Here is a 24583-nt window from a genome sequence, read left to right on the forward strand (position 1 = left end):
CTCCTTGTCTTTTCCTTGTATCTTCAGATGGAAGCGGCAAGCGCAGCGACTTCTGCGATTGCCGTGCCGTATCTTCAGCGCCCATCGACCTCTGGCGTCGCCGCTGGCCCGCCTTCCAGATCGGCGATCAGCGCCTTCATCTCCGCGATTTCCAGAGTCTGCGCCTCGATGATGCTGTCCGCCAGCGCCCGGACGCGAGGATCCGAGATATCCGCACGGGTGGATGTCAGGATCGCAATGGAATGATGCGGAATCATCGCCTTCATCCAGGCGGTATCATCGACTGTTGCCTGACTGCGGACCAGAAACAGGCCAAGTGCAAATGCCAGAATCGAAACGCCCGCGACGATCAAATTGGCACGCGGACTGCGATACATCCCCAGCATGAAGGCCAACATGATCAGCGCCATGGCGCCGCCCATATACAGAGCCATCCACATCCGGGTCTGGCTGAAAAAGACGTGATCGATCGCCCAGGTGTTCAGATACATCAACCCGAACATGATGAACGTCGAGGTGACGATCATCGCGGCAAATCGGACATAGCTTCCGCCACGCATGTTTCCGTGGCTATCGTGGTGATCAGAATGATCCATGACATTCTCCTTTCGTGAAATCTGTCAGTTGCGGCGCGAGGCCGCGATCAGTTCGGCCAGTTCCGTTGATGAAATGGCGCCAAAGCGCGAATCCGATCCGGCGATGAAGGTGGGCGTGCCGACAAGCGCCATCGCTTCGGCCAGCGCATTGGACTGCTGGATATGTTGGGCAATCTCCGGGCCGTCCATATCGCGCTGCAACTGCTGGGTGTCCAACCCGATGAATCGCGCAACACGCAGGACGCTGGCCCTTTCGGCCCGGGGTTTCTGACTCAACAGGGCGCGATGAAAGTCGGCGTAGCGGCCCTGCTTGCGTGACGCCAGCGCCGCGCGGGCCGCGAAAACCGAACCCTCGCCAAAAACCGGCCATTCCCGCATCACCATTCGCAAGCCGGAATCGGCTCCTAACACAGCATCCACCACCGGCATCATCGCGCGGCAGAATTGGCAGTTGTAATCGAAGAACTCGATCAGTGTCGCATTGCCCTCAGGATTGCCAAAGATCGGCGCATTCGCGTCATGTTCAAGCTGCCTGCGGAATTCGGGTGGCAGCGAATGCCCGGCCCACGAAAGGCGCGGTGCGATGGCCATCGCCGGGACGGTAAGGGCCAAGGTCAGGATCATGCGTCGCTGAAACATGGTGCTCCCCTCTCACCCCGAGACCGCGAACGTCGTCATCATGCCGCTGGCAAGATGCGGCATATGGTGACAATGCAGCATCCATTCCGCCGCCTCGCCCGCATCCAGCGCCACCGTGACCATGACCATTGACATGGGCGGCACATAGACCGTGTCGCGCAAAGCACCGGCGAACCGCTTGCCATTGAGGGCGACGACCTGAAAATGATGGCCGTGCAGATGCATCGGATGGCCCATCATCGACATGTTGTGAAACATGATCTCGACCCGCTGACCCGATTTGGCCGCAACCGGAATTCGGTCCTCGAACACACGGTCATTGATGGTCCAGCGATAGGGCTGCATCTGCCCGCCCAGCATCACCATGGGTGAGGCATCCGCAGCACGTTCCGTCAGCGGAGCAACGGCCCGCAAGGCGGCTTCCTGCGCAAGGTCGATATCGAATGCAGGTGCCGCATCGTCGGCCATTCCGAGAATGACCGGCACGTTGGCGCCAGAAGTGGCAAGGATAAGGCCGGTGCGCTCATGCGCGCCTTCACGCAGAGCAAGGATCGGCCAGGCGCCGCCTCCGGCGGGCAGGTCAAGTTCGATATCCAGGCGCTGACCCATGGCCAGACCGAAGCGTGTTCCCGGCAAGGGCTGCACCGGCTGGCCATCCACCGCGACAAGCCGGCCTGGAACCTCGCCGCTGTCGATCCAGAACACCGTGGCAGCAGCCCCATTGATGACCCGCAAAAGGATGCGGCCACCCTTTTCCACCTGCACGACCTCGGGGTCGCCCAGGGTGCGGTCATTCGCCAGATAAGCGTCGAAATCGAAATCGTTGAGGTCCATCTGCATCCCGGCCATACCGGACATGGACATGCCGCCCATTTCCGACATCCCGTTCATGGCCATACCATCGCCCATGTCATGACCGGCATGAGGATCGGCTGGTTGCGACATTTCGGCTTCGGCGGCCTCGTCATGCCCCTTTCCCGAGCGAATTTCGTCCAGCACCTCTTCCGGCGAGCGGAATGAAAAGTCATGCAGGAACATGGTGACCTCTTGCCGATCAGCTCGCCGATCCCCGGGGCGGCGGACGATCAGGGGTGCGGCCAGTAACTGCATCTCCTGAATGGGCACATGGCTGTGCATCCAGTGCGTGCCTGCTGCTGCCTCAAAATCATAGGCACGCGTCTCTCCTGGCTGCAGCAGCGGCATCGGCATATCGGGAACGCCGTCCTGCGCGTTCGGCGGGATCTGTCCATGCCAATGAATGATCGTCGGCTCGGTCAGATCGTTGGTCAGGTCCAGCAGGAAACGCTGGCCGGGGTCCAGAATCAGCCCGGGCGTTCCGTTGCCGTTGATCAGCCCGAAAACAGTGGCGGCGCGGCCATCGATGTCAAGCGTGCGCGTCGTTGCCTGCAATGCCAGCGCGGCTGGCTGCGCAAAGCCCGCGCGCGGGATGACAAAAGCTGCGGCCATGGCAGCGGATGCGGTCAGAAAGCCGCGGCGATTCAGTGTGCAAGTCATATGAATAATCCATCAGATCCCGTAGGGCGAACCATGTTCGGCACCTTGAAAGGTGCGGCAAGCAAGTGTTCAGATGGATTTCGGAGGGCGGTATCCGGGGCCGACCAGACGGCCCTCACGTGTCACTGCTATAGAGCGCCATTTCAGCGAATGCTCGGTCTCAACAGGCGCAAGTTGTGCGGCAGCAAGCCAGGGCGTAGGTGTGCCGACACATACAATCGCACAGGCATCGGTCATATCGTGCCGAGAAGGCTCTCCTGAATAACCGTGCTCATGCCCGGTTGTATCGCCGGGATGGCTGATCGAAGCGACAACGTGATCGGTCGGCAGTCCGGCTGGGCCAGCACTTTGCCCATGCTCCGTCGCGCCCGCCAACACGAGCAGAACAACAAGCAGAAAACATATCGCGCGGCACATCATGTGGTTGAGTTGGAACCTATGAAACTAGCTTGACAATAAGCAGGACAGGCTTTCGTTGCAATTCACGGAGTAGTCAACAGAGGGTGTAGGTTTTTCCCTTCTGAGCCATTGACCGGCAGCCCTCCCCCTAGGTTCTGCCACCTTCCGCCTCCCTGCCGGTCTGTCTGGTGATGTATGACTTGCCAAGCGCGCGAGGCTGAGCCTCATGTGGGATGCAAGAAGGAGGCGCTGGGCATGGTGAAGCGATTGAGGTTAAACGAAAAATCGGTGCGGGAGGCGGCACCGGAACCGGGCCGGGACTATCAGATTTTCGACAGCGAGGTGCGGGGGTTTGCCATCTGCATTTACCGTTCGGGCAACCGGGCCTTCACGCTGGATTACCGCCATGCCGGGCGGCAGCGGCGGATGACGCTGGGGCGCTGGCCGGAATGGTCGACAGCAGCGGCGCGGGAACGGGCGAAGGAGCTGCGCCGCGATATCGATGCCGGGGGCGATCCGCTGGGCGCCAAGGAAGACGGGCGGGACGCGCCCCGGTTCAGGGATCTGGTCGAGCGTTATACCGAGGTGCATCTGCCCAACCTCGCCAGGACGAATGCCTCGGATCAGCGATCCATGCTGACCAAGCTGGTCGGGCCGGACTGGAACAACCGGCTTGTCACCGAGATCACGCCCTATGATGTGGAAAAGCTGCTGAACCGCATCGCAGAGGGTCGCGCCCGCCCGCATAAGGCAAAGCCCAACAATCGGGCCCGAAAGCTGCAGGGGTCCAAACCGACGCCGGTGCGCGCCAACCGCGTCGGCGAGGTGCTCCGAAAAATGTTCACCTATGCGCAAGGATGGGGCTGGCGGGATGACAACCCGGCCTCGGGCTTCCGCCGCCGCATCGAGAACCCGCGCGAGCGGTTTCTGTCGCAGGACGAAATCCGGAAGCTTGCTACCGCGCTGGACGCGGCCGAGGATCGGCGCGCGGCGGATATCATCCGGCTCTGCATGCTGACCGGCGCGCGGGTCGGCGAGGTCCGGCAGGCGCGGTTCGAGCATTTCAACCTTGAACATCTGAGCTGGTCAAAGCCCGCCAGCATGACCAAGCAGCGTAGGATTCACCGGCTGCCGATTTCGGACGAAGCAGCGGCCATCGTGCGGCAGCGCCAGCTTCTGGTCCCGCGCGGCTGCTCATACCTGTTTCCGGGCGATGTGCCCGGCCAGCCTGTGAAGGAAATCCGCCGCTTCTGGCATCAGATCCAGAAGCAGGTGAACATTCCCGATGTCCGCATTCACGACTTGCGCCACACCTTTGCCTCGCTGCTGGTCAGCGGTGGCGCGTCGCTGGAAATGATCGGAAAGCTCTTGGGTCACAGCCAGACGCAGACCACGGCGCGCTATGCCCATTTGATGGATTCACCCCTGCGTGCTGGCGTCGATGCCGTGGCCAGCGCCTTCCGGCCGAAGCCGGTGCTGGTGCATGATCCCGGGGCGCAAGATGATCAGGCGCGCAAAAGCGCCTGACCAAACGTCGGCCTCTCGCAACGGGCGCTATGGGGTTTCCCGCAGCGCCCGCCAGATCGGGGTCAGTCGCCTGCGGATCGTGCTTTCATCAGGTATCTCGCGACCCGGAGAGGTCTTTGCGAACCAGTCCTGAACTTCCGCAACCCATTCACCCTGCGTTGCAGGCAGGCCATCCTCGTGCAGACGGACCATCTGCGAGATATAAAGACCTTCCCAGTCATAGCGGGATGGCGCACCGCCCGGATCTGCCGCACGCTTGGCGAGACCGTGGGCAATCTCGAACTCGTAAACCTCACTCGCGAGGATCAGCAGGTCGGAGGGTTCGACGGTGATGTGATTTTCGGGATCCGCGATCATCACCCAGTCCTTCTGGCCAATTGGTCGAACCCGCCGGATCACGCGGCGTTGCGGCCCGCTGGCCCAGCGCCGGAACATGCTGAGGATATCGACCACGGGCACCACGACCAGCCCTGACAGAATCGTCCCGTTCTGCTGGATCGGCTCGATCGCCATGACGACCTCGGGCTTTCCGTTGATGGCCCAACCCGCCAGATCGTCGAGGCTGCAATCCCATCTGATCGCAACTTCCTGAACCGTGAAAAACGTGCGTTGCGGCAATCCCATTTTGTTTCTTCTCCCTGCTCGTAGGCGCTGGGCTGCCCTTCTTTCGGCCCCAAAGCACCTTGCCTCAATCCTCTCGCGCGCAGACACAGCTTTCCCGATCACGGGCCTTGCAAAGGCTCGCGTCGCTCGACCGCATCCGGCGTGATTGGCCGACTTCTTCACCACCAGAACGAGACTTGTCCAGACGATTTCACTGGGGACAACCGACTCTTTGTTCTTGACATGTTCCAGCCCCAACAAAGGCTGAATCTGACACCGGCGACCGGCAGAACCGGTTCTGCCGGTCGCCGGATTTTGCCTCTTGACAGCCTGTTTCGCAGTGCATGCGCGTCGCCAAACCCAGCAAAACATGGGGTGGCATAACCTCCGGGAGGTTACGCCACCTTCCGCCTCCCTGCCGGGCCTTTTTATGTGATTGTTCTTCTCCCCGTCAGCGGCCCGGTCCGGGCGATGCAAGATGGAGGCAAGAGCATGACACAACCCATGAGTGCGGAACCGACGGTTGAACCGCGCCTGCTGCGCGGCTGGATCAGCCGCTACGATCTGGCGCAGGAGCTTGGCCTCACGGTCGATACGCTGGGGCGCTGGGAGCGGCGGCGGAAGGGTCCGGCCTGTGTCCGCGCCGGTCGCAAGATTTTCTATCGGATGAGCGTGGTGCAGGACTGGTTGCAGTCGCAGGAAATGCCGCGGGTCACCGACGCGAAACCCGGCAAGGCGCGGGGGCGGAAATGAACGCTATGTCCCAGATTCCCGATGCCGCTATCGATCATAGCTCTACGACCGATACTGCCTGCCCGCCGGACTGGCCCGCCCAGCGCCTCTCTGAGGCCCGGGGCATTGTCGCCGATTTCGTCCATCACCCGGACAGCCTGATCATCCTGGCCTGCCGCGCCATCGCCGCGCACAGCCCTGAAGATCAGGAACGCCGCGAGGCCTTGGCCCTTGCCGGTCTGCTGATCGCCGTATCGAACCGCAAAGCGAAAGATGGTGACGCATGACCCGTCGAACACCCGAGGCCGATATCCAGCGCGCCATTGTCCACACATTGCGGATCGTCCTGCCCCGCGATGCCATCATCCACCATTCCGCCAATGAGGTCGGGTCGGGTGGCAAGGCCGCACGGCAGCGCCAGGCGATCCTGACTGGCATGGGCGTGTTTCCGGGCTTTGCCGATCTGGTCGTCCTGACTGGCGGGCAGGTGTTGTTTCTGGAGGTCAAAAGCCCGTCCGGCCGCCTCAGTCCGGCCCAGAGAGCGTTCCGCGACATGGTGAAGGCCCAAGGGTTCGGCTGGGCGCTGGTCCGCTCCGTCGAGGACGCGCTGGGCGCGCTCGCCGATCACGGCATCACGACGCGCGCCCAAGCGCTAAACCCGCGACGGAGGGCCTGCGCATGAGCCACTACGCGACCAACTGGGCCATCCTCCAGCGTGGGCTGAAGCCCGCCACCAAGATCGTGCTCTGGCATCTCTGCGACCGCCACAACCCCGACTTCGGCTGTTTCCCGACGCAAGTGCGATTGGCGGCCGATTGCGAGATGTCGGTGTCATCCCTGAACGACCATCTCCGGGCGCTGGAAGAAGCGCGGCTGATCCACCGGGTTCGCTGTCACGATCCGCAGACGCATCGACGCCAGGCGACGCGCTACATCCTCGGCTTCGAAGATCGGTTTCCAGATCCGTCGGACGAAGAAGACGATTGCGCTTCCGAGCCCGACGATGGCGATGACAGCGACGATCCATGTCCGGATTCCGGAGATGGAGCCATCTCCGAAAAATCGCCAAAGCCATCTCCGAATTTGGCCGGTTTCCATCTCCGAAATTCGGAGACTAACCCTGTAAGAGAACCATTAAGGGAACCAGTAAAGGAGGAGGAGGGCGCGCGAGCGCGCGATGATCGATTTGAAGAGTTTTTCGGCACGCTGCTCGACGCCCTCGGTTTCGACACCGATGCGGGGCTTCCAGGCTGGTGGCAGGGCTGGCCGCCCAGAGAACACGTTCGCCGCTGGATCACCGATCTCGGCCTGACAGAAGACAGGATCGTCGCCGTGGCGCGGGACAGCCGCAGCACCCATCCCAATCCGCCGGACGGACCGAGGGCGCTGGACAGGGCGATGGAACGGGCGGCAAATGCCACCAGCAATCCGAAGCTCAGTACCGACGACAAGCGCCGCAAGCGCGGCGGCAAGCCGGCCGACACGCCCCGCGCCAGCATGGACGAGATCGCGGGTTTTTACGCCGGGCTGGTGAACGGGGACGGCTACCTGCCCTCCAACGCCATCTCGAACACTGTGCGCAATGCCATGCTCGAGAGGAAGCTGGTGACGGCCGAGCGGCTGAGAGCGCGGGGTGTGGCATGAGCATCCATTCCCGCTTCCCGAACCGCAGTTCCACCCGCACCCGCGCCAAATGCGCACTGGGTGTCCAGCAGGTGCTGGAGTGGGCCTTTCGCACCGAGAAGGCCCGTCTGGAACTGCCCGAGCCGCCCGACCCCGAACGCGGAGACCGTCCCGGCTTCGGCCTCGAATATGTGCTGATGCAGCGCGCCGCGCTGGGCTGCCGCATCGATGGCGGGCGGTACAAACCGGACAGTTCGACGCACGCGGATGCCGAGGTGATCGCCGCCTGTGTCGCCGGCCTGCCGACGTCGCTGGGCGGGCTGCGCATGGCGATCCGCATCGCCGAACTGGCCCGGGCCGGGCTGACACCGGACTGGATGCCCGGCGCCATGCCGCGCTGCGTGCCCGTCGAGACCAAGCGCAACCAGCATGGCGAACGCTCGATCACCATCGCCGTCGGCACGACCCGCGTGCTGTCGCGCGGCAAATGGCGCACGGTGGAACTGCGCGCCTGCCCGGTCACCTTCTCGCCGCATCCGGACCAAATCGCCGCGGCACATCGCCACTACGCGCAATGGTGGCTGGCAATGGATTGGGTGCGGGGCGGGCTGCTGGCGGGCGGCATGCTGCGAAGCATCGAAGTGACCGATGCCATGCCGAAACGGACGCCGTGGCAGCAACGGTCAGTCCGCGAACAATTTGGCATCGAGGCCTGTTGACAGAGCTGCCCCTCTTGACCGATACATCAAACATCGAAGACGAGCGCCCGGAGAACAGACCCTCTCGGGCGCTCTTCTGTTCCGGACCTCGCCACGGTCCTACCCCCCTGCCTCGGTTCCTCCCCGGCGTCCTTCGTATTCGGGGGGGCGCAGCGCGGAAGTTTGCCAGCGTCAGGCGATTTCACCGGGGAATCCAGGCGGAATCCACCTGAGCCAACCGGGCGTCGTTTCAAACAGTAAAACAAGGCCTTAAGCGCCGCCGCAGGGTGGATTCCTTCTGGATACCTAGGTGGATTCCAGAAGCCACCTGCGGGATCCACCGCGCGGAAGCCAGGCCACCGGAAGCCAGCGGAATCCACCCGCCCCAGAGCCACCCAAAACCACAGGACTACCCTGCCCCATGGACCTTGCCTTTGCGCCGCGCCAGATCGAGTTCTGGCCGATCGAGCGCCTGCGCCCCTATACCCGGAACGCCAAGATGCACGGGCCCGATCAGGTGGCGCGCATCGCCGCCAGCATGGCCCGCTTCGGCTGGACCGTGCCCTGCATGGTCGGTGACGATGGCGAGCTGATCGCCGGTCACGGAAGGGTGCTGGCGGCGACCGAACTGGGGCTTGCGGAGGTGCCGGTGATCCGCCTCGGCCATCTCGACGAGGCCGAGCGCCGGGCCTACCGGATCGCCGACAACAAGCTGACGGAGCTCGGTGACTGGGACGAGGGCCTGCTGCGCGACGAGGTGGCGGGCCTGCTGGCCGAGGATTTCGACCTGTCACTGCTGGGCTTCGCCGAGGACGAGTTGGAGGCGCTTCTGCAGGATCCGGATCTGGACGAGGGTGGCGCGGCCGAGGGCGAGGACGACATCCCGGAACCGCCCGCCGATCCGGTCTCAGTGCCGGGCGATCTGTGGCAGCTCGGGCCGCACCGGCTGATCTGCGGCGACAGCACATCGGCCGATATGGTCGGAAAACTGCTCGGCGATGTCCGGCCGCTGCTGATGGTCACCGACCCGCCCTATGGCGTCGAATATGATCCGTCATGGCGGAACCAGACTGCCGCATCGGTCACCAAGCGGACCGGCAAGGTGCTGAACGACGACCGGGCCGACTGGCGCGAAGCCTGGGCGCTGTTTCCCGGCGATGTCGCCTATGTCTGGCATGGCGCGCTGCATGCCACCACCGTTGCCGACAGCCTGATCGCGGCGGGCTTCGATATCCGCTCGCAGATCATCTGGGCCAAGGACCGGCTGGTCCTCAGTCGCGGCGACTACCACTGGCAGCACGAACCCTGCTGGTATGCGGTCAGGAAGCGCGGCAAGGGTCACTGGGCCGGGGACCGGAAACAGACAACGCTCTGGCAGATCGCGAACCGAGATCAGGATGCGGAAACCGTGCACGGCACCCAGAAGCCGGTCGAATGCATGCGCCGCCCGATCCTGAACAACTCGAGCCCCGGGCAGGCCGTGTATGAGCCGTTCATGGGCTCAGGCACCACCCTGATCGCGGCTGAGACCACCGGGCGGGTCTGCTACGGCATCGAATTGAAACCCGCCTATGTCGATGTCGCCATCGCCCGCTGGCAGAACCTGACCGGTCAGGCGGCGGTGCTGGACGGCACCGACAAGACCTTCGACGACCTGACCGCCACTCGACGCTGAGACCATGAATGACCTGGCTTTACCTGCCCCCGGACGCGATTCCGGGGTCGATGACACCTGCCTCTTCGGCCTCTCCCTCTGCTCCGGCGCGGGCGGCATCGATCTCGGCCTCACCCTTGCCCTGCCCGGATATCGAACTGTGGGCCATGTCGAGCGGGAAACATACGCTGCGGCCACTCTCGTGGCGAGGATGGCGGACAAGGCCCTGGATCAGGCTATTGTCTGGGACGACATTGCCACATTCGACGGCAAGCCTTGGTGCGGCGCGGTGGATATCGTCTCTGCGGGCTATCCGTGCCAGCCGTTCAGCGTGGCGGGCAAGAGAAGGGGCGCCGAGGATCCCCGCCACCTCTGGCCGCATGTCGCCCGGATCATCGGCGAGGTTGAGCCACCCTTCGTCTTCCTCGAAAATGTCGCCCATCATCTCCGCCTCGGTTTCCCCGAAGTCGCAGGCGGACTGGTCGCGCTGGGCTACAGGCTTGCGGCAGGATTGTTTACGGCGGCGGAAGTCGGCGCCCCGCATCGGCGGGAACGCCTGTTCATCCTCGCCATCCGCGAAGGCGACCAACTGGCCAACCCCGCGCGCCTGCTCTGGCACTCGCTCGAGCGGCGGGAACCGGACGGAACTCCTGCGCCTCTGGCCGACGCCAAGGGCCAGCGCCAACGAGAACCGACAGACGAAACCGACGCCATCGCAGGCGGCTGGCAAGCATGGGATGAACCTCGCCACCACGGCGGCGCAATGGCCGACGCCGCTGGCGACGGATGGCAACAAACCGAGCGCTGGCAACCGCAAATCGGCCGATCTGACCCATGCGGCGGGCATGTGGATGACCCCGACGGCGCGGGATCACAAGGATGGGGCGACGACGCTGGCGAATACGCCGGTGAACGGCCTCCTTGGCCGCCAGGTCCTGACGACGCCGATGGCTGGCAGCGATACCTCAGATCAGCGCCGGACGCTGAACCCGCTATTCGTCGAGGCGCTGATGGGCTGGCCCAGCGGGTGGACAGGCTCCGCCTCTGTGGCAACGGCGTGGTCCCCCTGGTTGCGGCGCATGCGCTCCGAACTCTGGCGTTTCAGCTGCTGGAGGGTGGGTGATGTGGAGTGACCTTCACAAGGTGAGCGCGACAGTTCACAAAAACCTAAGCTGGTTGCTGCCAGCATGTCGTTCGTGATTTCAAAAGTCGACCCGCCGCCCGGAGATGCCTTAAGGGCGTCAATCTCGCGCCACATTACGTTGGCAACTCAAAATGGGATCTCGTCAGGTATTTCGTTTATAGGCCCCTCCGCTCCCTTGGGAAGCGCGCAGTTCGACGCCACGAAGAGGTTAAGGATGTCATCCCTGTCTATGAACATGATTTGACTGCGCTTAATCGCATCGAGCCTCCCGCCGAGCCAGTTGCGCGCTGCTTTGGTGATCTCGCCGCCAGCGACAATATATGCATGATCAACAAGAACGCGACGACCAACCTCAGGATCAAAAATCTCGTGACCAAGCATCATGTTGGTTTGATTTAGAATCTCAGCAACGTTCTCGGAAGAGCGACCAGCGGCATCGAGCTTGCCCTTTTTCGCCTGAATTCCAAAGTAAAGTACATGCTGCGTCGGCAGAACGTATCGCATCCATAGGTCCTTGCCGTATTCAAGTGCCTTGTCCTTGTGCCCCGCTACGCTGATCCTCTGAAATCCGAGCTGTCGTAGCAGCGGCAACAGAACTTCTTCGATCAGTTGGTCTTCACTACAGTTACCCAGGAATGCCTCAAGTTGATCACGTTTCAGTTGCTCCGCCGCCGAGAATGGCCGGTGCGGCGTCACTTGCTGCAGAACGGACCTGTTCCCGCCGGTGTGCCGCAGATAACATTCGCGGTCCTCAGCATAAAACGCCTCAAAACCTTCTCTCGCCAATGCCGCATTGAGCATATCCATCGCTTTCGGACGGTCGAGTTCCTCGTTCAGTGCATCTCCCCGATCCATCAGTGTGCGAATCACTCGAAGGAACGCATCTGGAGGAGTTCGGGCATCCGGGCGAGGCTCTTTCTCGAGGATTTCTTCGAGGACAGACTGCACCCACACCGCCCGCGTCGAACCGTCATGTTCGTACTCCGTGTCTGCATCTTGGAAAAAGCGGCTAATGTAATAGCTGCTTCGGTAGGGAAACACGCTCTCGGACTCGGGGAAGTTCCCGCAGATCATGTCAGCCAGTTGGGATAAGGTTCGAGCTTTGAATTTCATGCTGAGACATTAGCGAAGAAATCGCCCGAGCGTACCACCCATCTTGGCAGACGATTGACGTGGAATTGGCCGCTTGATCCCTCGTACCCACGTGCACATGGCCAAGTCGCAACTACTGCTGCAAAATAAGAAGAGTGTTATGTTTCACCTAGCCTGTAGACCCGCCCACGTCCCTCAACCTTTTCGGAGGTCACCCCCAGCCCTAGTTTCTTCTTCAGCGAACCGGAAATAGCACCGCGAATCGAATGATGTTGCCACGACGTCGCCTCGGCGATCTCTGCGATGGTGGCACCACCTTCCGCCTGCAGCATGGCAATCAGCCGCGCCTGTTTGGTGCCGGGGCGCCGGGCGGCGGCGATGGCCTCGGGCTTGGCATCCCGCAGGCCCGCCATGGTTTTCACCACGACCGTGTCGATCCCGACAGCCGCAAGGCCCTCGGGCGACGCAATCAGCGTGGTGCCGTGGCCATCGCCGGTCTCGCGCCAGAGAGGCTCAGTGCGCCGGAGATTTGCTTCGACCTCCTCAAGCCAGCCAAGCTTGATCATCTTGCCGATGGCCATCTTCGCCGCAGCGCCATGCAGGCCATCAGGCAGCGGCAGGGCGAGATTGCCGGGCCGGGCGCTGGCCCGGGTCAGGATCAGGGATTGGGTGTCGGTGAGCTTCGTCATTGTAGGCTCCGTGCATCGCCGCCGCAGGTTGCGGTCGGCTTCTACGGAGCCGGGCCCCGCGTGGGGCGGGGCTCAGCGGTCGGTATCCGCAGTGGCGTCAGGCCGCGTGCTCGCCCTCGCCAAAGGCAAAATCGCTGATCTGCTTCAGAAGATGGGCCTGATATTCGAGGCTGCCGAGGTCGCTCCAGTTCACCTGATCCGGGTCCGCCCCGAAATGGTCATCGCTGAAGGCCTGTAGCCGGGCCAGCATGGCGTCGATTTCCGCTTTTTTCGCGATGAAGGCGGCAAGGGCGGCGTCATTGGTTCGGGCGGGCTTGCGGGTCATGTCGATGCTCCGGTTCATTTCGTGGCGGCGGCGAGGCCAGCGGCGTAGGCCTCTTCCAGCGCGTGCCGGATCGCCCAGACGGCAACGTCGTGGAAATCCAGCGCGTCGCGGTTCCGGGTCTCCAGCGTTTCCAGCCCGTGAAAATAGCGCTGGGCAATGTCGGTCAGCAGGGCGTTGGTGGCGGGCTGGTTCGGTTTGATCATGATCAGGCTTCCGGTGGTGAGTTGCATCGCATTCGCACCATCAGATTCGCTCTGATCCGCAACCACATCAAGTAAATCACGAGCAATTTCATTGCTTTATAATCACGCGAGGCAGCGCCGATGCAGGGTATGAGCGAACGGGCCTATGCGGCCCATGCCGGGCTGTCGCGCGGGGCGATCCAGAAGGCGCGCAAGAGCGGTCGGCTGGTTTTGTTCGCCGACGGCTCCATCGATGCAGCCGCGTCCGACGCCCGCCGCGCGGCCATGACCGATCCCGACCAGCAGAACCGGTCCAACGGTGCCACGAGCCGTCAGACGACGATCCCGGACAGGCCGATCCGCCCCGCCGACAACCTCGCCGCCCCGTCGATCTCCGGCCCGGGCGACTCGTCCTCCTATCTGAAGGCCCGAACGGCGCTGACGGTCTATCAGGCGCAGGAGCGCCAGATAGCCATCCAGAAGAAGAAGGGCGTTCTGGTCGACCGGGCGCGGGCCGAGACGCTCGTCTTCCGGCTGGCGCGGCAGGAACGCGATGCCTGGGTGACATGGCCCGCGCGCGTCGCCGCGATCATGGCCGCGGAGCTGTCAGCGGAAACCGAGAAGGCGACCGGTGAGGCCGTCACGATCAGCACCGGGGTGCTGCAGAGGGTGCTGGAAGCCCATGTCCGAGACCAGCTCACCGCCCTCGCCGACCTCAAAGTCGCGCTTGACCCATGACGATGAGACCGATGATGACGGAATCAATGATTACAGCCCCGACCTGAGTTTCGACGGCGCCGAGGATATCCTGCGCGCCTGGTCGCGCGGCATCCGGCCTGATCCGGACCTGACGGTCTCCGAATGGGCGGACAAACACCGCTGGCTGTCCTCGCGCGCCGCCGCCGAGCCGGGGCGCTATCGCACCGCGCGGACGCCCTATCTGCGCGAGATCATGGATGCGCTCTCGCCGGGCCATCCGGCGCAGCGGATCAGCTTCATGAAGGCCGCGCAGGTCGGTGCGACCGAAGCGGGCAACAACTGGATCGGCTTTGTGATCCATCACGCGCCGGGCCCGATGCTGGCGGTACTGCCGACGGTCGAGATGGCGAAACGCGCCTCGCGCGGCCGGCTCGACCCGCTGATTACGGATTCGCCGGCCCTGCGCGAACGGGTCAGCCCGGCGCGGTCGCGCGATGCCGGGAATTCGATGCTCTCAAAAGAGTTTCCGGGCGGCATTCTGGTGCTGACCGGCGCCAACAGCGCGACCGGCCTGCGTTCCATGCCTGCACGCTATCTGTTTCTGGACGAGATCGACGCCTATCCGCCCTCGGCCGACGAGGAGGGCGATCCGGTGACACTGGCGGAGGCCCGCAGCACCACCTTCGCCCATCGCCGAAAGGTTTTTCTGGTTTCGACGCCGACGATCCGGGGGCTGAGCCGGATCGAGCAGGAATTCGAGGCGTCCGACCAGCGACGCTATTTCGTGCCCTGCCCGCATTGCGGTGCGATGCAATGGCTGGAATTCGAGCGCCTGCGTTGGGACAAGGGCAAGCCCGAGACCGCTGCCTATGTCTGCAACGCCTGCGATACCCTGATCGCCGAGCATCACAAGACGGCCATGCTGGAAGCGGGCGAATGGCGCGCGACGGCGGTCGCAACTGACCCGTATCATGTCGGCTATCACCTCTCGGCGCTTTATTCGCCCATCGGCTGGAAGAGCTGGGAACAGATCGCCCGGGAATGGCTGGCCGCTCAGGGCAATGACGAGATGCTGCGCGCGGCGCGCAACACGCTTCTGGGCGAGACCTGGGTCGAACGCGGCGAGGCACCGGAATGGCAGCGGCTGGCCGACCGGCGCGAGGTCTTCGCGGCGCAGATCCCCGAAGGCGGACTGTTCCTGACCGCCGGGGCCGACATTCAGAAGGACCGCATCGAGGTCGATATCTGGGCCTGGGGACGGGGCCTACAAAGCTGGCTTGTCGATCACATCGTCATCCCCGGCGGTCCCGATAGCCCGCCCGCGTGGGCGGAGCTGACGAAGCTGCTGTCACGCACATGGCAGCATGCGCATGGCGCGGTGATGCCAGTGGCAAAACTCGCCATTGATACCGGCTATGAGGCAGCGACGGTCTATGCCTGGGCGCGGGCGCAGGGGTTCGAGCAGGTCGTGCCGGTCAAAGGGCTGGAAGGCTTCAACCGGGCCACCCCGGTTTCCGGGCCGACCTTTGTCGATGCGACGGTGGGCGGCAAACGCCTGCGGCGCGGCGCCCGGCTCTGGTCGGTGGCCACCGCCACCTTCAAGATCGAGACCTATCGGTTTCTGCGGCTGGAATGGCCCGAGGAGGATCAGCCCGATCCGCCGGGGATGATCCATCTGCCGGACTGGGCCGACAGCGAATGGCTGAAGCAGCTGGTGGCCGAACAGCTGGTCACGGTCCGCAACAAGCGCGGCTACGCCCGTCAGGAATGGCAGAAGCTGCGCGAGCGCAACGAGGCGCTGGACACCCGCGTCTATGCCCGCGCCGCCGCCTGGATCATGGGCGCGGATCGCTGGGACGAGCGGATGTGGCGGCAGCTGGAAGATCAGGCCGGGGTGGTGACGCCGGTTACGGATGTCGGCGGCACGGCTGAAAATGCCGATGACCCGACCGTGCCGACGCCTGACCCGCCTGCCCGTCAGGCCGGTGCGCCACCGACCACGCCGCGCCGCAAGCGGCAAACCTACACACCGCGTTTCATGAGGTGAGAAATGGACATCGACCGGATGCGGGCATTGCTGAGCGCGCTGCAGGAGGCCCGGTTCAGCGGGCTTCGTTCTGTCAGCTATGACGGCAAGACCCTGACCTATGGCTCGGACGCCGAACTGGCAGCTGCGATCAGCGATCTGGAAGCCCGGATTGCGCGTGTATCTGGCACCGCGCGCCATCGCCGCTGGGGCACTGTCGCGACCAAGGGGCTCTGAGCCATGGCATTCGACGGCATCCGTCAGCGGCTGGGCGCGATCATCGGCGGGTTCGACGCCGCACAGTCGCATCGACGCCTGCGCGGCTTTCGGGCCTCCCGCGCGCATGTGAACACGCTGATCGCGGGCGCGGGCGAGACCATCACCGCGCGGGCCCGCTGGCTTGCGCGCAACAATGGCTACGCCAGCGGCGCGGTCGAGGCCTTCGCCAGCAATGTCGTCGGTGATGGGATCAAACCGTCCTCGTCGATTGCGAATGCGGCGCAGAAGGAGGCGCTGCAGAAACTCTGGCTTGCCTGGACCGACGAGGCCGATGCCGAAGGTCTGACAGATTTTTATGGCCTCCAGCGCCGCGCGGCCCGCGAGTTGTTTCTGGCGGGCGAGGTGTTTCTGCGGCTGCGCCCGCGCCGCCCCGAGGACGGGCTGTCGGTGCCGCTCCAGCTGCAGATGCTGCCCTCGGAGATGCTGCCGATGGATTTGAACCGCGAATTGCCGGGCGGTGGAACCATCCGTCAGGGCATCGAATTCGACCGGATCGGGCGCCGTGTGGCCTATCACCTGCTCCGCCGCCATCCAGGCGACATGACCGATCCGGGGCTGGTGGGCGAAACGGTCCGCGTGTCGGCCAACGATATCATTCACGTTCTCGACCCGGTCGAGGCCGGTCAGCTGCGCGGCGTGTCGCGTTTTGCACCGGCCATCGTCAAACTCTTCACGCTGGATCTCTATGACGATGCCGAGCTGGAGCGGAAGAAGACGGCGGCAATGTTCGCCATGTTCATCACCTCGCCCGCCCCGGAGACCCCGCTGGAACCGGTGGAAGAGGATCTGGAGGTGGAACCCGGTCAGGTCGTCCGTCTCGATCCCGGCGAAGATGTCTCGACGCCCGCCACACCGGATTCCGGCGCGACCTATGAGCCATTCCAATACCGCACCCTTCTACAGATCGCGGCGGCGCTGGGCATTCCCTACCCGTATCTGACCGGCGATGCGGCGCGCGGCAACTTTTCCAATACCCGCGTGGCGCTGCTGGATTTCAGGCGCCGTGTCTCGGCGATCCAGCACAGCGTGATCGTGCATCAGCTCTGCCGCCCGGTTTGGCAGCGCTGGCTGGATCTGGCGGTGCTGTCGGGCGCCATCGATCTGCCCGGCTATGACCGCGACCGGCGCAGCTTTCAGGCGGTCAGCTGGCTGCCGACGCGCTGGGACTGGGTCGATCCGATGAAGGACGCCTCGGCCGAGATCCTGCAGATCGAGGCCGGTCTCAAATCCCGCAGCCAGGCCATTTCCGAGCGCGGCTATGACGCCGAACAGGTGGATCGCGAGATCGCCGCCGAACGGAAACGCGAGGCGGCGCTGGGCCTCGACTTCCGCCGCCCGGGATCGCCCGCGCAAGGGCCGAAGGGTGAGGCGGCTGGCGATGGCACGGACGCCAGCGACGGCAAGGACGATGATGACGATCCTGCCGCCGACCCGGATGCCGATGACCCCGACGATGACGATGACGATGCAAAACCAAAGGAGGATCGTTGATGCATCACGCCCAGATCGCCCAGCGCGCCTTCGACACCCCGCTGATGATTGCGCCTGCCAAGGCACTGGCCTTTCTCTCCGGTCTCGGACCCCGGATCACAGGGCAGGAGATCAGCTTTGATGGCATGGGAATCGCCGAACCTGAACTGTCGGCCGCGCGTCAGACGGCCCGCGCCTCGCTGATCGGCGGCGATCTGGTCCAGCGGCGTGGTGACGATGCCGACGCGCCCTTCCCGGTGATCGATGGGGTGGCGGTCATCGCCATCGCCGGAACGCTGGTCCATCGCGGCGCCTGGATCGGCCAGAGTTCGGGCATGACCTCCTATGAGGGTCTCGCCGCCCAGATCGACGCCGCCGCCAGCGATCCCGCCATTCGCGGCATCGCGCTGGAGATCGACAGTTTCGGTGGCGAGGTGGCCGGAGCCTTCGATCTCGCCGACCGCATCCGCGCGGCGCGGGCCAAAAAACCGGTTCATGCCTTTCTGGCCGAACATGCACTCTCGGCCGGTTACGCGCTTGCCTCACAGGCGACCCGCATCACCCTGCCCCGCACCGGGGCGGCAGGCAGCATCGGGGTCATCACCATGCACACCGACATGTCCGGCATGCTGGCCCAGAAGGGTGTGGCGGTTACGCTGATCCATGCCGGGGCCCAAAAGGCCGATGGCAATCCCTATGCCGCGCTGCCCGAAGGCATCCGCGACCGGCTGCAATCCGAACTGGAGGATCTGCGCATCCTCTTCGCGGAAACGGTGGCGGCAGGTCGCGGTGCCAGAATGACCAGAGACGCGGCGCTCGCCACCGAAGCGGCAGTGTTTCGCGGCGCTGCGGCCATTGAGGCCGGTCTCGCCGATGCCGTGGCCGATCCCCGTGCCGCGTTCCGCGCCTTTGCCGACAGTTTCGGCCGCCCGGCATTGCCGGTCGGACGACCGACGAAATCCCCGACCCTTTCACCACCCCACCCCAAACAGGAGATGATCATGAGTGATCAGTCGGATACCGATGCCCGGACGCCGGACCAGCAAAACCCGCAAGCCGCCGCCCCAAGCGCGGCCCACGCGCCGACGCAACCCGTCGCGCCGACGGCAGAGCAAGCGGCAGCGGAACCGCCCGCGCCCGGCACCGCAGCGGCTGCGGCCCCGCATGATGCCACCGCCGATGCCATCCGCGCCGAAGCTGCCGAAGTGGCCGCGATCTGCGCGCAGGCGGCAAAGCTGGGCGTCGCCCTGGACGCCGCCGATGCGGTGAGGCGCGGCGTGAGCCCCGATGCCCTGCGCGGCCAGATCCTCGACAGCCTCGCGGCCAGAAGCGATGCCAGCGGCATTCTGGCCAGCGCGCCCGCGCCGACAAACAAGCCGAGCCCGCTTGTCACTGCCGCCCGCAAATCCGCCGACAGCGCCCAGCGCTGATCGCCTGACAGCTTCCGGAGATCCAGATGCCCGTTCTGACCCAACCGCCCAGCATGGGCGATGCGCTCAAATATGAGCTGAACCCCAATTATACCCGCGAGACAGTCACCCTGGCCGAGGGCATGGAATACCCGGCAGGTGCGGTCCTCGGCCGCATCACCGTCAGCGGCCACTACACCTTCGCCAGCCACGGCGGCAGCGATGGCGCGGAACTGGCCGCTGGCATCCTGCTCTATCCGGTCGATACAAGGCTGGCGGAGGCCACCGGCATTCTGCTGGCCCGTGGACCGGCGATCCTGTCGCGCGACGCCCTCTTCTACGATGGCAGCATCGATGACGCGGCCAAGATCGCCCTGAAACACACTGAGCTGACCGCGCTGGGCATCGTCATCCGCGACAGCGCCTGACCGGAAGCTGCGACACTCTCTTTCTTATCCTTCTTTCCGACAAGGTTTCCCCATGACCATCATCCGCAATCCCTTCGATGCCGGTGGCTATTCACTGGCCGAGATGACGCAGGCCATCAATATCCTGCCGAACCTCTATACCCGCCTCGGCGAGTTGGGCCTCTTCCGCTTCGAGGGCGTCTCCCAGCGCAGCGTCATCATCGAACAGATCGAGGGCGTGCTGAACCTGCTCCCCTCGGTGCCGCTGGGCGGTCCCGCCTCGGTCGGGTCGCGAGAGGGGCGCGCCATGCGCAGTTTTGCCCTGCCCTGGATCCCGCATGACGATGTCATTCTGCCCGCCGATATTCAGGGGGTTCCGGCCATCGGCGCCGGGGACGAGGCCGATCCGCTGGTCGCGGTGATGACCCGCAAACTGACGCTGATGCGCCGCAAGCATGCCCAGACCCGCGAATATATGGAGATGAACGCGCTGCGCGGCATCGTGAAGGACGGCGCGGGCACCACGCTCTACAATTACTTCACCGAATTCGGCATCGCGCAGATCAGCGTCGATTTTGTCCTCGGCACCGCCGGGACCAACATTCAGGGCAAGGTCCGCGAGGTGCTGCGCGCCGTCGAGGACAATCTGCTGGGCGAAAGCATGTCGGGCGTCCATGCCCTGGTCAGCCGCGAATTCTTCGACAAGCTGATCTCGCATCCGAAGACCGAGGAAGCCTATAAATTCTATGCCGCGACCGGCGCCCAGCCGCTCCGGCAGGATGTCCGCCGCAACTTCCCCTTCGCAGGCATCCTCTTCGAGGAATATGCGGGCGCGGTGACGCTGTCGACCAAGGCATCGGATCGGCTGGTCCCGGCCAATGAAGGCATCGCCTTCCCGACCGGCACCATGGACACGTTTACCACCTATGGCGGTCCGGCGAACCTTCTGGAAACCGCCAATACCATCGGGTTGCCGCTCTATGCCCGCCAGCATCTCGACCCCAAGGGCCGGTGGATTGACCTGATGACCGAGGCCTCGATCCTGCCGGTCAACAAGCGGCCCCGCCTCGCAATCCGGCTGCACAGCTCGAACTGATGACTGCGTTTGCCGCCGCCATGGATCGCATCTTCGGCCATCCGGACATGGGCATTTCCGCCGTCTGGATCGCGGGTGGCACATCGGAGGAACGCCCGATCCGTCTGATCCGCCGCGCGCCGGACCGGATCACCGAGTTCGGATCGGCGCGGATCCTGTCGGACACCCTGACCGCCGATATCCGCATCAGCGAAATCCCCGATCCCCGGCCGGGCGATCTGATCGTCATCGGCGCCGACAGCCATGTCATTCAGGGCGAGCCGATCCGCGACCGCGACCGGCTGATCTGGACGGTGGAACTGGTGCCAGCATGAGGCTCAAACTCGATATCGATCCGGATCTCGTCGCGATGATGCAGGCCGAGATCGAGGCGGGCGAAAAGGCCGTGACCGGCGCCATGCGCGAGGCGGGTGCGGGCCTGAAGGCCGCATGGCGCGGGCAGATCACCGGGGCCGGACTGGGGCGCAGGCTGGCGAATTCGATCCGCAACGCCACCTATCCGAAGGCGGGAGACAGCCTGAACGCCACAGCGCTGGTCTGGTCGAAGGCGCCGGTGATCATCGGCGCCCATAATGCCGGGCCGCTGATCCGTTCCCGCGACGGGTTCTGGCTGGCGATCCCGACCGAAGCCGCCGGAAAATCCCTGCACGGCGGGCGCATCACACCGGGCGAATGGGAAAGACGCACCGGGTTGCGGCTGCGCTTCGTCTATCGCAGGCGCGGACCGAGCCTGCTGGTGGCCGAAGGACGGTTGAATACCAAGGGCCGCGCGGTGGCGTCACGCTCCCAAACCGGGCGCGGACGCACCACGGTGCCCATCTTCCTGCTGGTGCCGCAGGTCAGGCTGCCCAAGCGGCTGGATCTGGCACGGGATGCGGAACGGGCCGCGGATGCGGTGCCGGGGAGGATCGTTGGGAAGTGGGCGGAGGGGAAAATGAAATAGTGGCCCTCATGCCTGAGTATATCTGCGCCCGCACGATTATTGTCGAAAAGTCGCAAGCTTCGTCAGCACGAGGAAGGGATCAAGGTCATGAAACACTTCGTTGTTATTTGGTTCTGAGCGATGTTTAGCAAACTCCTGTCCAAGGTACTTCTCTGCTTCAATCGCATCCAATACAGAGCCGATAGGTTGATCAGTATGTAGTGTCCACTGTGGCTCAGAGGACAGCCGATACTTGTTGAGGTCGTCCACACGCTGTTTTGCGTTCTGAGCATGCCCGATTTTGAGGACCCGACCGGCCTTGCCCAGGGTGGCAATATAGATGCTATTGATCGCATCGGCATTTGGTTCAACGGCATAGCCATTTAGAGCAAACGGGTGTTTTTGCCGCAAAGCCTGCACACGGCTTGCCAAAGACTGATATAGCGGCGTCATAACTTCGAGTTCGGTCCCGCTCTCTTGAAGAAGTTGCCTCAGCGTTTGGGACAGGTCACCTCCGACCTCCTGCAGAGTGGTAATAGCCTGCTGAGTATGTGTCTTGGAGGTGTAACCGGCCAAATATTTGAACTCTGGCGCGTTCCCGATGGACCATGCCCGAATAGGCTGAAGCGCAAATGGCCAGCGATAGCCACCATCGTCCAGCAGGTCCCATGTATTTGTTGCCTCAATCCCGAAATCTGCCGTGGCAGCCGTGCTATGACTAATCTGCCACGCGCTTATGACCCGACCTTTGATTTCTTCCGGGATCTGAACTGTAGAATCGCTCGGGCTTCGGCTCACAACACCGAAAACCAAATCACCTTCTTTAGTATTTTTGATAGCGCGGGTTCGGTTAGCTTTGCTGGTAAAGGTGATAGGCCCGCCGCGCTTGCCGGTGCTGCCCCATACATATGTGTAAAATACGCCAGTCACTGAACCTTCTGTCCCCTACCAGTTTCCGCATATCCTAGCCGAAATGGCCACCCTCACAACATATCAGGCGTCGGCATGCCCACTCTCCGCGAAACCATCCTGACCGCGCTGCACGCGCGCCTGTCTGCCCTGCCCGCCACGGCCCTGCGCAGCGACGTCCTGCCCGAACGCATTCCACCTGACGGCCTCCTGATCCTGCGCGATGGCGAGCCGGGCGAACCTGAAGTCACGCTGTCACCGCTGGCCTACCACTACCAGCACCGCACCGAGATCGAGGCGGTGGTTCACGGCCCCGACCGTGACGCTGTATTTGACCATCTCTGCGCCAGCATCGGCGCAGTGCTCGCCGCCGACCGCACGCTGGGCGGTCTCTGCGACTGGGTCGAAGCGGAAGCGCCGCGCCCGGTCGATCTGCCCGTCGAGGGCGCGGCCAGCCTGAAGGTGGCGATCATTCCGGTCATCCTGCACTACACCACCGCCGATCCGCTCGGCTGACCCACGCAAAATCGAGGAGAACACGATGGCACGAGCCCAGGGGGCGCGGGCGCAGATGGCGCTTGCGTTCGAGACCGTCTATGGAACGCCGCCGGCCGGCGGCTTCACCAAGATGCCGTTTGCCAGCACCACGCTCGGGGCGGAACAGCCGCTCCTGAACTCCGAACTCTTGGGCTATGGCCGCGATCCGCTGGCGCCGATCAAGGATGCAGTGACGGCCGATGGCGATGTCGTAGTACCCATCGATGCGGAAGGTTTTGGCTTCTGGCTGAAGGCGGCGTTCGGCGATCCGGTCACCACCGGCACCGGACCATGGACGCATGAGTTCCGATCCGGCGCCTGGTCGCTGCCAAGCCTCTCCATCGAGACCGGCATGCCCGAGGTGCCGCGTTATGCGCTCTATTCCGGCTGCGTGCTAGATCAGATCAGCTGGCAGATGCAACGCTCCGGGCTGCTGACCGCCACGGCGCGGCTGGTGGCACAGGGCGAAACGGTCGGCACCGTCAGCAGTGCAGGTGCGCCCGCGCCGCTGGAACTGCAGCGCTTCGGCCATTTCAACGGGGCGATCACGCGCAACGGCGCGGCGCTGGGCAATGTGGTCTCGGCCCAGATCAGCTATGCCAACAATCTCGACCGAATTGAGACCATCCGCGCCGATGGCCGCATCGATGGCGCCGATCCCTCGATTACCGCCCTGACCGGCTCCATCGAGGTCCGGTTCTCGGACAGCACTTTGGTGACACAGGCCATGGATGGCGATCCTTGCGCGCTGGAATTTTCCTATGCTCTGCCCTCGGGAGAGAGCTTCACCTTCGCCGTCCATGCCGTCTATCTGCCGCGCCCCCGGATCGAAATTTCCGGGCCGCAGGGCGTACAGGCCACATTCGACTGGCAGGCCGCGCGCGACAGCGCCGTGGGCCGCATGTGCACCGCCACCCTGATCAACAACCGCGAGGACTATTGAACCCATGCTTACACTCGATCTGATCAATGAACCCCGCTGGCACGATCTGGCGCCCGGCGTGCGGGTGCTGCTGCGCCCGCTGACCACCGCGCTGATGGTCGCCACGCGCAGCGATCCGGAGGTCGAAGCCGTACCGGACGGGACGAGCGACGAAGAACGGGCATTGATCTTCGCCAAGGCGCTGGCCCGCCGCGCTGTGCTGGATTGGGAAGGCGTCGGTGATGCCGAAGGGAACGTCATCGACCCGAGCACGGCAGCCATCGACGCGCTCCTCGACATCTGGCCGATCTTCGAAGCTTTCCAACTGGTCTATGTCTCGAAGGGCCTGCTGCTGGAGCAGGAAAAAAACGTCTCCGCGCCCTCGCCGAATGGTCCTTCGGCGGGGGCGACAGCTACTGCGCGGCCTGCGACGGGGCGTGCCCGGACTGCCCAGGCCGCGCAAACCAGCCGCTGACATTCGAGGGCTGG

Annotated in this window: 29 protein-coding genes; 20 read left to right on the plus strand and 9 right to left on the minus strand. The window is 64.0% G+C overall.

Translation table 11 applies throughout. From position 1 onward, the window contains the following. Positions 1-74 precede the first annotated feature (74 nt). From CUV01_RS06615 to CUV01_RS06625, 3 genes are read right to left on the minus strand one after another with little or no spacing between them, the layout of a single operon-like run. A complete protein-coding gene (locus CUV01_RS06615) occupies positions 75-596 on the minus strand; it encodes a DUF305 domain-containing protein (RefSeq protein ID WP_422385867.1) in 522 nt (173 codons plus the stop codon). 24 nt (positions 597-620) lie between these two features. Continuing rightward, entirely contained in the window at positions 621-1235 is a 615-nt protein-coding gene (locus CUV01_RS06620) for a DsbA family protein (protein WP_101459777.1), read from the minus strand. A 12-nt stretch (positions 1236-1247) separates the two neighbouring features. Further along, positions 1248-2750 carry a multicopper oxidase family protein gene (locus tag CUV01_RS06625; RefSeq protein ID WP_101459778.1) on the minus strand — a complete coding sequence of 501 codons (1503 nt, stop codon included), beginning with the start codon at positions 2748-2750 and terminating at the stop codon, positions 1248-1250. Positions 2751-3404: 654 nt separating this feature from the next. On the opposite strand from CUV01_RS06625, the gene CUV01_RS06635 reads away from it, so the two are divergent. Further along, on the plus strand, positions 3405-4676 hold the full coding sequence (locus tag CUV01_RS06635) for a tyrosine-type recombinase/integrase (protein ID WP_101461914.1): 1272 nt from the start codon (positions 3405-3407) through the stop codon (positions 4674-4676). A 27-nt stretch (positions 4677-4703) separates the two neighbouring features. Here CUV01_RS06635 and CUV01_RS06640 read toward each other — a convergent pair whose 3' ends face one another. Next, positions 4704-5300, minus strand: coding sequence for a hypothetical protein (locus tag CUV01_RS06640; RefSeq protein ID WP_101459780.1), 597 nt, complete (start codon positions 5298-5300; stop codon positions 4704-4706). 471 nt (positions 5301-5771) lie between these two features. Here CUV01_RS06640 and CUV01_RS06645 point away from each other — a divergent pair, with 471 nt between their 5' ends. From CUV01_RS06645 to CUV01_RS06675, 7 genes are all read left to right on the plus strand, one after another. Next, on the plus strand, positions 5772-6032 hold the full coding sequence (locus tag CUV01_RS06645) for a helix-turn-helix transcriptional regulator (RefSeq protein ID WP_101461915.1): 261 nt from the start codon (positions 5772-5774) through the stop codon (positions 6030-6032). A 5-nt stretch (positions 6033-6037) separates the two neighbouring features. After that, complete coding sequence (locus CUV01_RS06650) at positions 6038-6298, plus strand: hypothetical protein (RefSeq protein ID WP_101459781.1); 261 nt, start codon at positions 6038-6040, stop codon at positions 6296-6298. Then, positions 6295-6693, plus strand: coding sequence for a VRR-NUC domain-containing protein (locus CUV01_RS06655; protein ID WP_101459782.1), 399 nt, complete (start codon positions 6295-6297; stop codon positions 6691-6693). The genes CUV01_RS06650 and CUV01_RS06655 overlap by 4 nt, the downstream gene beginning before the upstream one ends. After that, complete coding sequence (locus CUV01_RS06660; RefSeq protein ID WP_101459783.1) at positions 6690-7655, plus strand: helix-turn-helix domain-containing protein; 966 nt, start codon at positions 6690-6692, stop codon at positions 7653-7655. Before CUV01_RS06655 ends, CUV01_RS06660 begins: the two co-directional genes overlap by 4 nt. Beyond that, positions 7652-8353: a hypothetical protein gene (locus CUV01_RS06665; RefSeq protein ID WP_101459784.1), complete on the plus strand. Its 702-nt coding sequence runs from the start codon at positions 7652-7654 to the stop codon at positions 8351-8353. The genes CUV01_RS06660 and CUV01_RS06665 overlap by 4 nt, the downstream gene beginning before the upstream one ends. A gap of 400 nt (positions 8354-8753) precedes the next feature. After that, positions 8754-10007 (plus strand): site-specific DNA-methyltransferase, encoded by a 1254-nt coding sequence (locus CUV01_RS06670; RefSeq protein ID WP_101459785.1) that lies wholly within the window; start codon positions 8754-8756, stop codon positions 10005-10007. 4 nt (positions 10008-10011) lie between these two features. Then, positions 10012-11109 (plus strand): DNA cytosine methyltransferase, encoded by a 1098-nt coding sequence (locus CUV01_RS06675; protein ID WP_101459786.1) that lies wholly within the window; start codon positions 10012-10014, stop codon positions 11107-11109. 147 nt (positions 11110-11256) lie between these two features. Here the strand turns inward: CUV01_RS06675 and CUV01_RS06680 are convergent, their stop codons facing one another. From CUV01_RS06680 to CUV01_RS06695, 4 genes are all read right to left on the minus strand, one after another. Next, a complete protein-coding gene (locus CUV01_RS06680) occupies positions 11257-12243 on the minus strand; it encodes a PDDEXK family nuclease (RefSeq protein ID WP_101459787.1) in 987 nt (328 codons plus the stop codon). A 137-nt stretch (positions 12244-12380) separates the two neighbouring features. Continuing rightward, positions 12381-12911, minus strand: a complete 531-nt coding sequence (locus tag CUV01_RS06685; protein WP_101459788.1) for a DUF3489 domain-containing protein — start codon at positions 12909-12911, stop codon at positions 12381-12383. Between the two features lie 97 nt (positions 12912-13008). Beyond that, positions 13009-13236: a hypothetical protein gene (locus CUV01_RS06690; RefSeq protein ID WP_198731889.1), complete on the minus strand. Its 228-nt coding sequence runs from the start codon at positions 13234-13236 to the stop codon at positions 13009-13011. Between the two features lie 14 nt (positions 13237-13250). Continuing rightward, a complete protein-coding gene (locus CUV01_RS06695) occupies positions 13251-13439 on the minus strand; it encodes a DUF6900 domain-containing protein (protein WP_101461916.1) in 189 nt (62 codons plus the stop codon). A 120-nt stretch (positions 13440-13559) separates the two neighbouring features. On the opposite strand from CUV01_RS06695, the gene CUV01_RS06700 reads away from it, so the two are divergent. From CUV01_RS06700 to CUV01_RS06740, 9 genes are read left to right on the plus strand one after another with little or no spacing between them, the layout of a single operon-like run. After that, complete coding sequence (locus CUV01_RS06700) at positions 13560-14156, plus strand: hypothetical protein (protein ID WP_101459790.1); 597 nt, start codon at positions 13560-13562, stop codon at positions 14154-14156. After that, a complete protein-coding gene (locus tag CUV01_RS06705) occupies positions 14101-16164 on the plus strand; it encodes a phage terminase large subunit family protein (RefSeq protein ID WP_101459791.1) in 2064 nt (687 codons plus the stop codon). Before CUV01_RS06700 ends, CUV01_RS06705 begins: the two co-directional genes overlap by 56 nt. Before the next feature lie 3 nt (positions 16165-16167). Continuing rightward, positions 16168-16380 (plus strand): phage head-tail joining protein, encoded by a 213-nt coding sequence (locus CUV01_RS06710; RefSeq protein WP_101459792.1) that lies wholly within the window; start codon positions 16168-16170, stop codon positions 16378-16380. A gap of 3 nt (positions 16381-16383) precedes the next feature. After that, the gene (locus tag CUV01_RS06715; RefSeq protein WP_101459793.1) at positions 16384-17913 is read left to right on the plus strand and encodes a phage portal protein; all 1530 of its coding nucleotides are present in this window, start codon (positions 16384-16386) and stop codon (positions 17911-17913) included. Beyond that, positions 17913-19322, plus strand: a complete 1410-nt coding sequence (locus CUV01_RS06720; RefSeq protein ID WP_101459794.1) for a S49 family peptidase — start codon at positions 17913-17915, stop codon at positions 19320-19322. Before CUV01_RS06715 ends, CUV01_RS06720 begins: the two co-directional genes overlap by 1 nt. A gap of 26 nt (positions 19323-19348) precedes the next feature. Beyond that, positions 19349-19729 (plus strand): head decoration protein, encoded by a 381-nt coding sequence (locus CUV01_RS06725; protein ID WP_101459795.1) that lies wholly within the window; start codon positions 19349-19351, stop codon positions 19727-19729. A 52-nt stretch (positions 19730-19781) separates the two neighbouring features. Next, positions 19782-20804: a major capsid protein gene (locus CUV01_RS06730; RefSeq protein WP_101459043.1), complete on the plus strand. Its 1023-nt coding sequence runs from the start codon at positions 19782-19784 to the stop codon at positions 20802-20804. Next, complete coding sequence (locus tag CUV01_RS06735) at positions 20804-21118, plus strand: head-tail joining protein (RefSeq protein ID WP_101459044.1); 315 nt, start codon at positions 20804-20806, stop codon at positions 21116-21118. The genes CUV01_RS06730 and CUV01_RS06735 overlap by 1 nt, the downstream gene beginning before the upstream one ends. Next, positions 21115-21747, plus strand: coding sequence for a DUF6441 family protein (locus CUV01_RS06740; RefSeq protein WP_101459796.1), 633 nt, complete (start codon positions 21115-21117; stop codon positions 21745-21747). Before CUV01_RS06735 ends, CUV01_RS06740 begins: the two co-directional genes overlap by 4 nt. A gap of 36 nt (positions 21748-21783) precedes the next feature. On the opposite strand, the gene CUV01_RS06745 is transcribed toward CUV01_RS06740, so the two are convergent. Then, positions 21784-22656 (minus strand): GIY-YIG nuclease family protein, encoded by an 873-nt coding sequence (locus CUV01_RS06745; RefSeq protein WP_157994800.1) that lies wholly within the window; start codon positions 22654-22656, stop codon positions 21784-21786. Between the two features lie 75 nt (positions 22657-22731). Here CUV01_RS06745 and CUV01_RS06750 point away from each other — a divergent pair, with 75 nt between their 5' ends. The 3 genes from CUV01_RS06750 to CUV01_RS06760 are packed head-to-tail and all read left to right on the plus strand — an operon-like array spanning position 22732 to position 24569. Then, positions 22732-23151: an acyl-CoA transferase gene (locus CUV01_RS06750; RefSeq protein WP_101459798.1), complete on the plus strand. Its 420-nt coding sequence runs from the start codon at positions 22732-22734 to the stop codon at positions 23149-23151. 25 nt (positions 23152-23176) lie between these two features. Beyond that, positions 23177-24115, plus strand: coding sequence for a phage tail tube protein (locus CUV01_RS06755; RefSeq protein WP_101459799.1), 939 nt, complete (start codon positions 23177-23179; stop codon positions 24113-24115). Between the two features lie 4 nt (positions 24116-24119). Continuing rightward, entirely contained in the window at positions 24120-24569 is a 450-nt protein-coding gene (locus CUV01_RS06760) for a hypothetical protein (protein ID WP_101459800.1), read from the plus strand. Positions 24570-24583 lie beyond the last annotated feature (14 nt).

The organism is Paracoccus tegillarcae (genome assembly GCF_002847305.1).
GTDB classification, from domain to species: domain Bacteria; phylum Pseudomonadota; class Alphaproteobacteria; order Rhodobacterales; family Rhodobacteraceae; genus Paracoccus; species Paracoccus tegillarcae.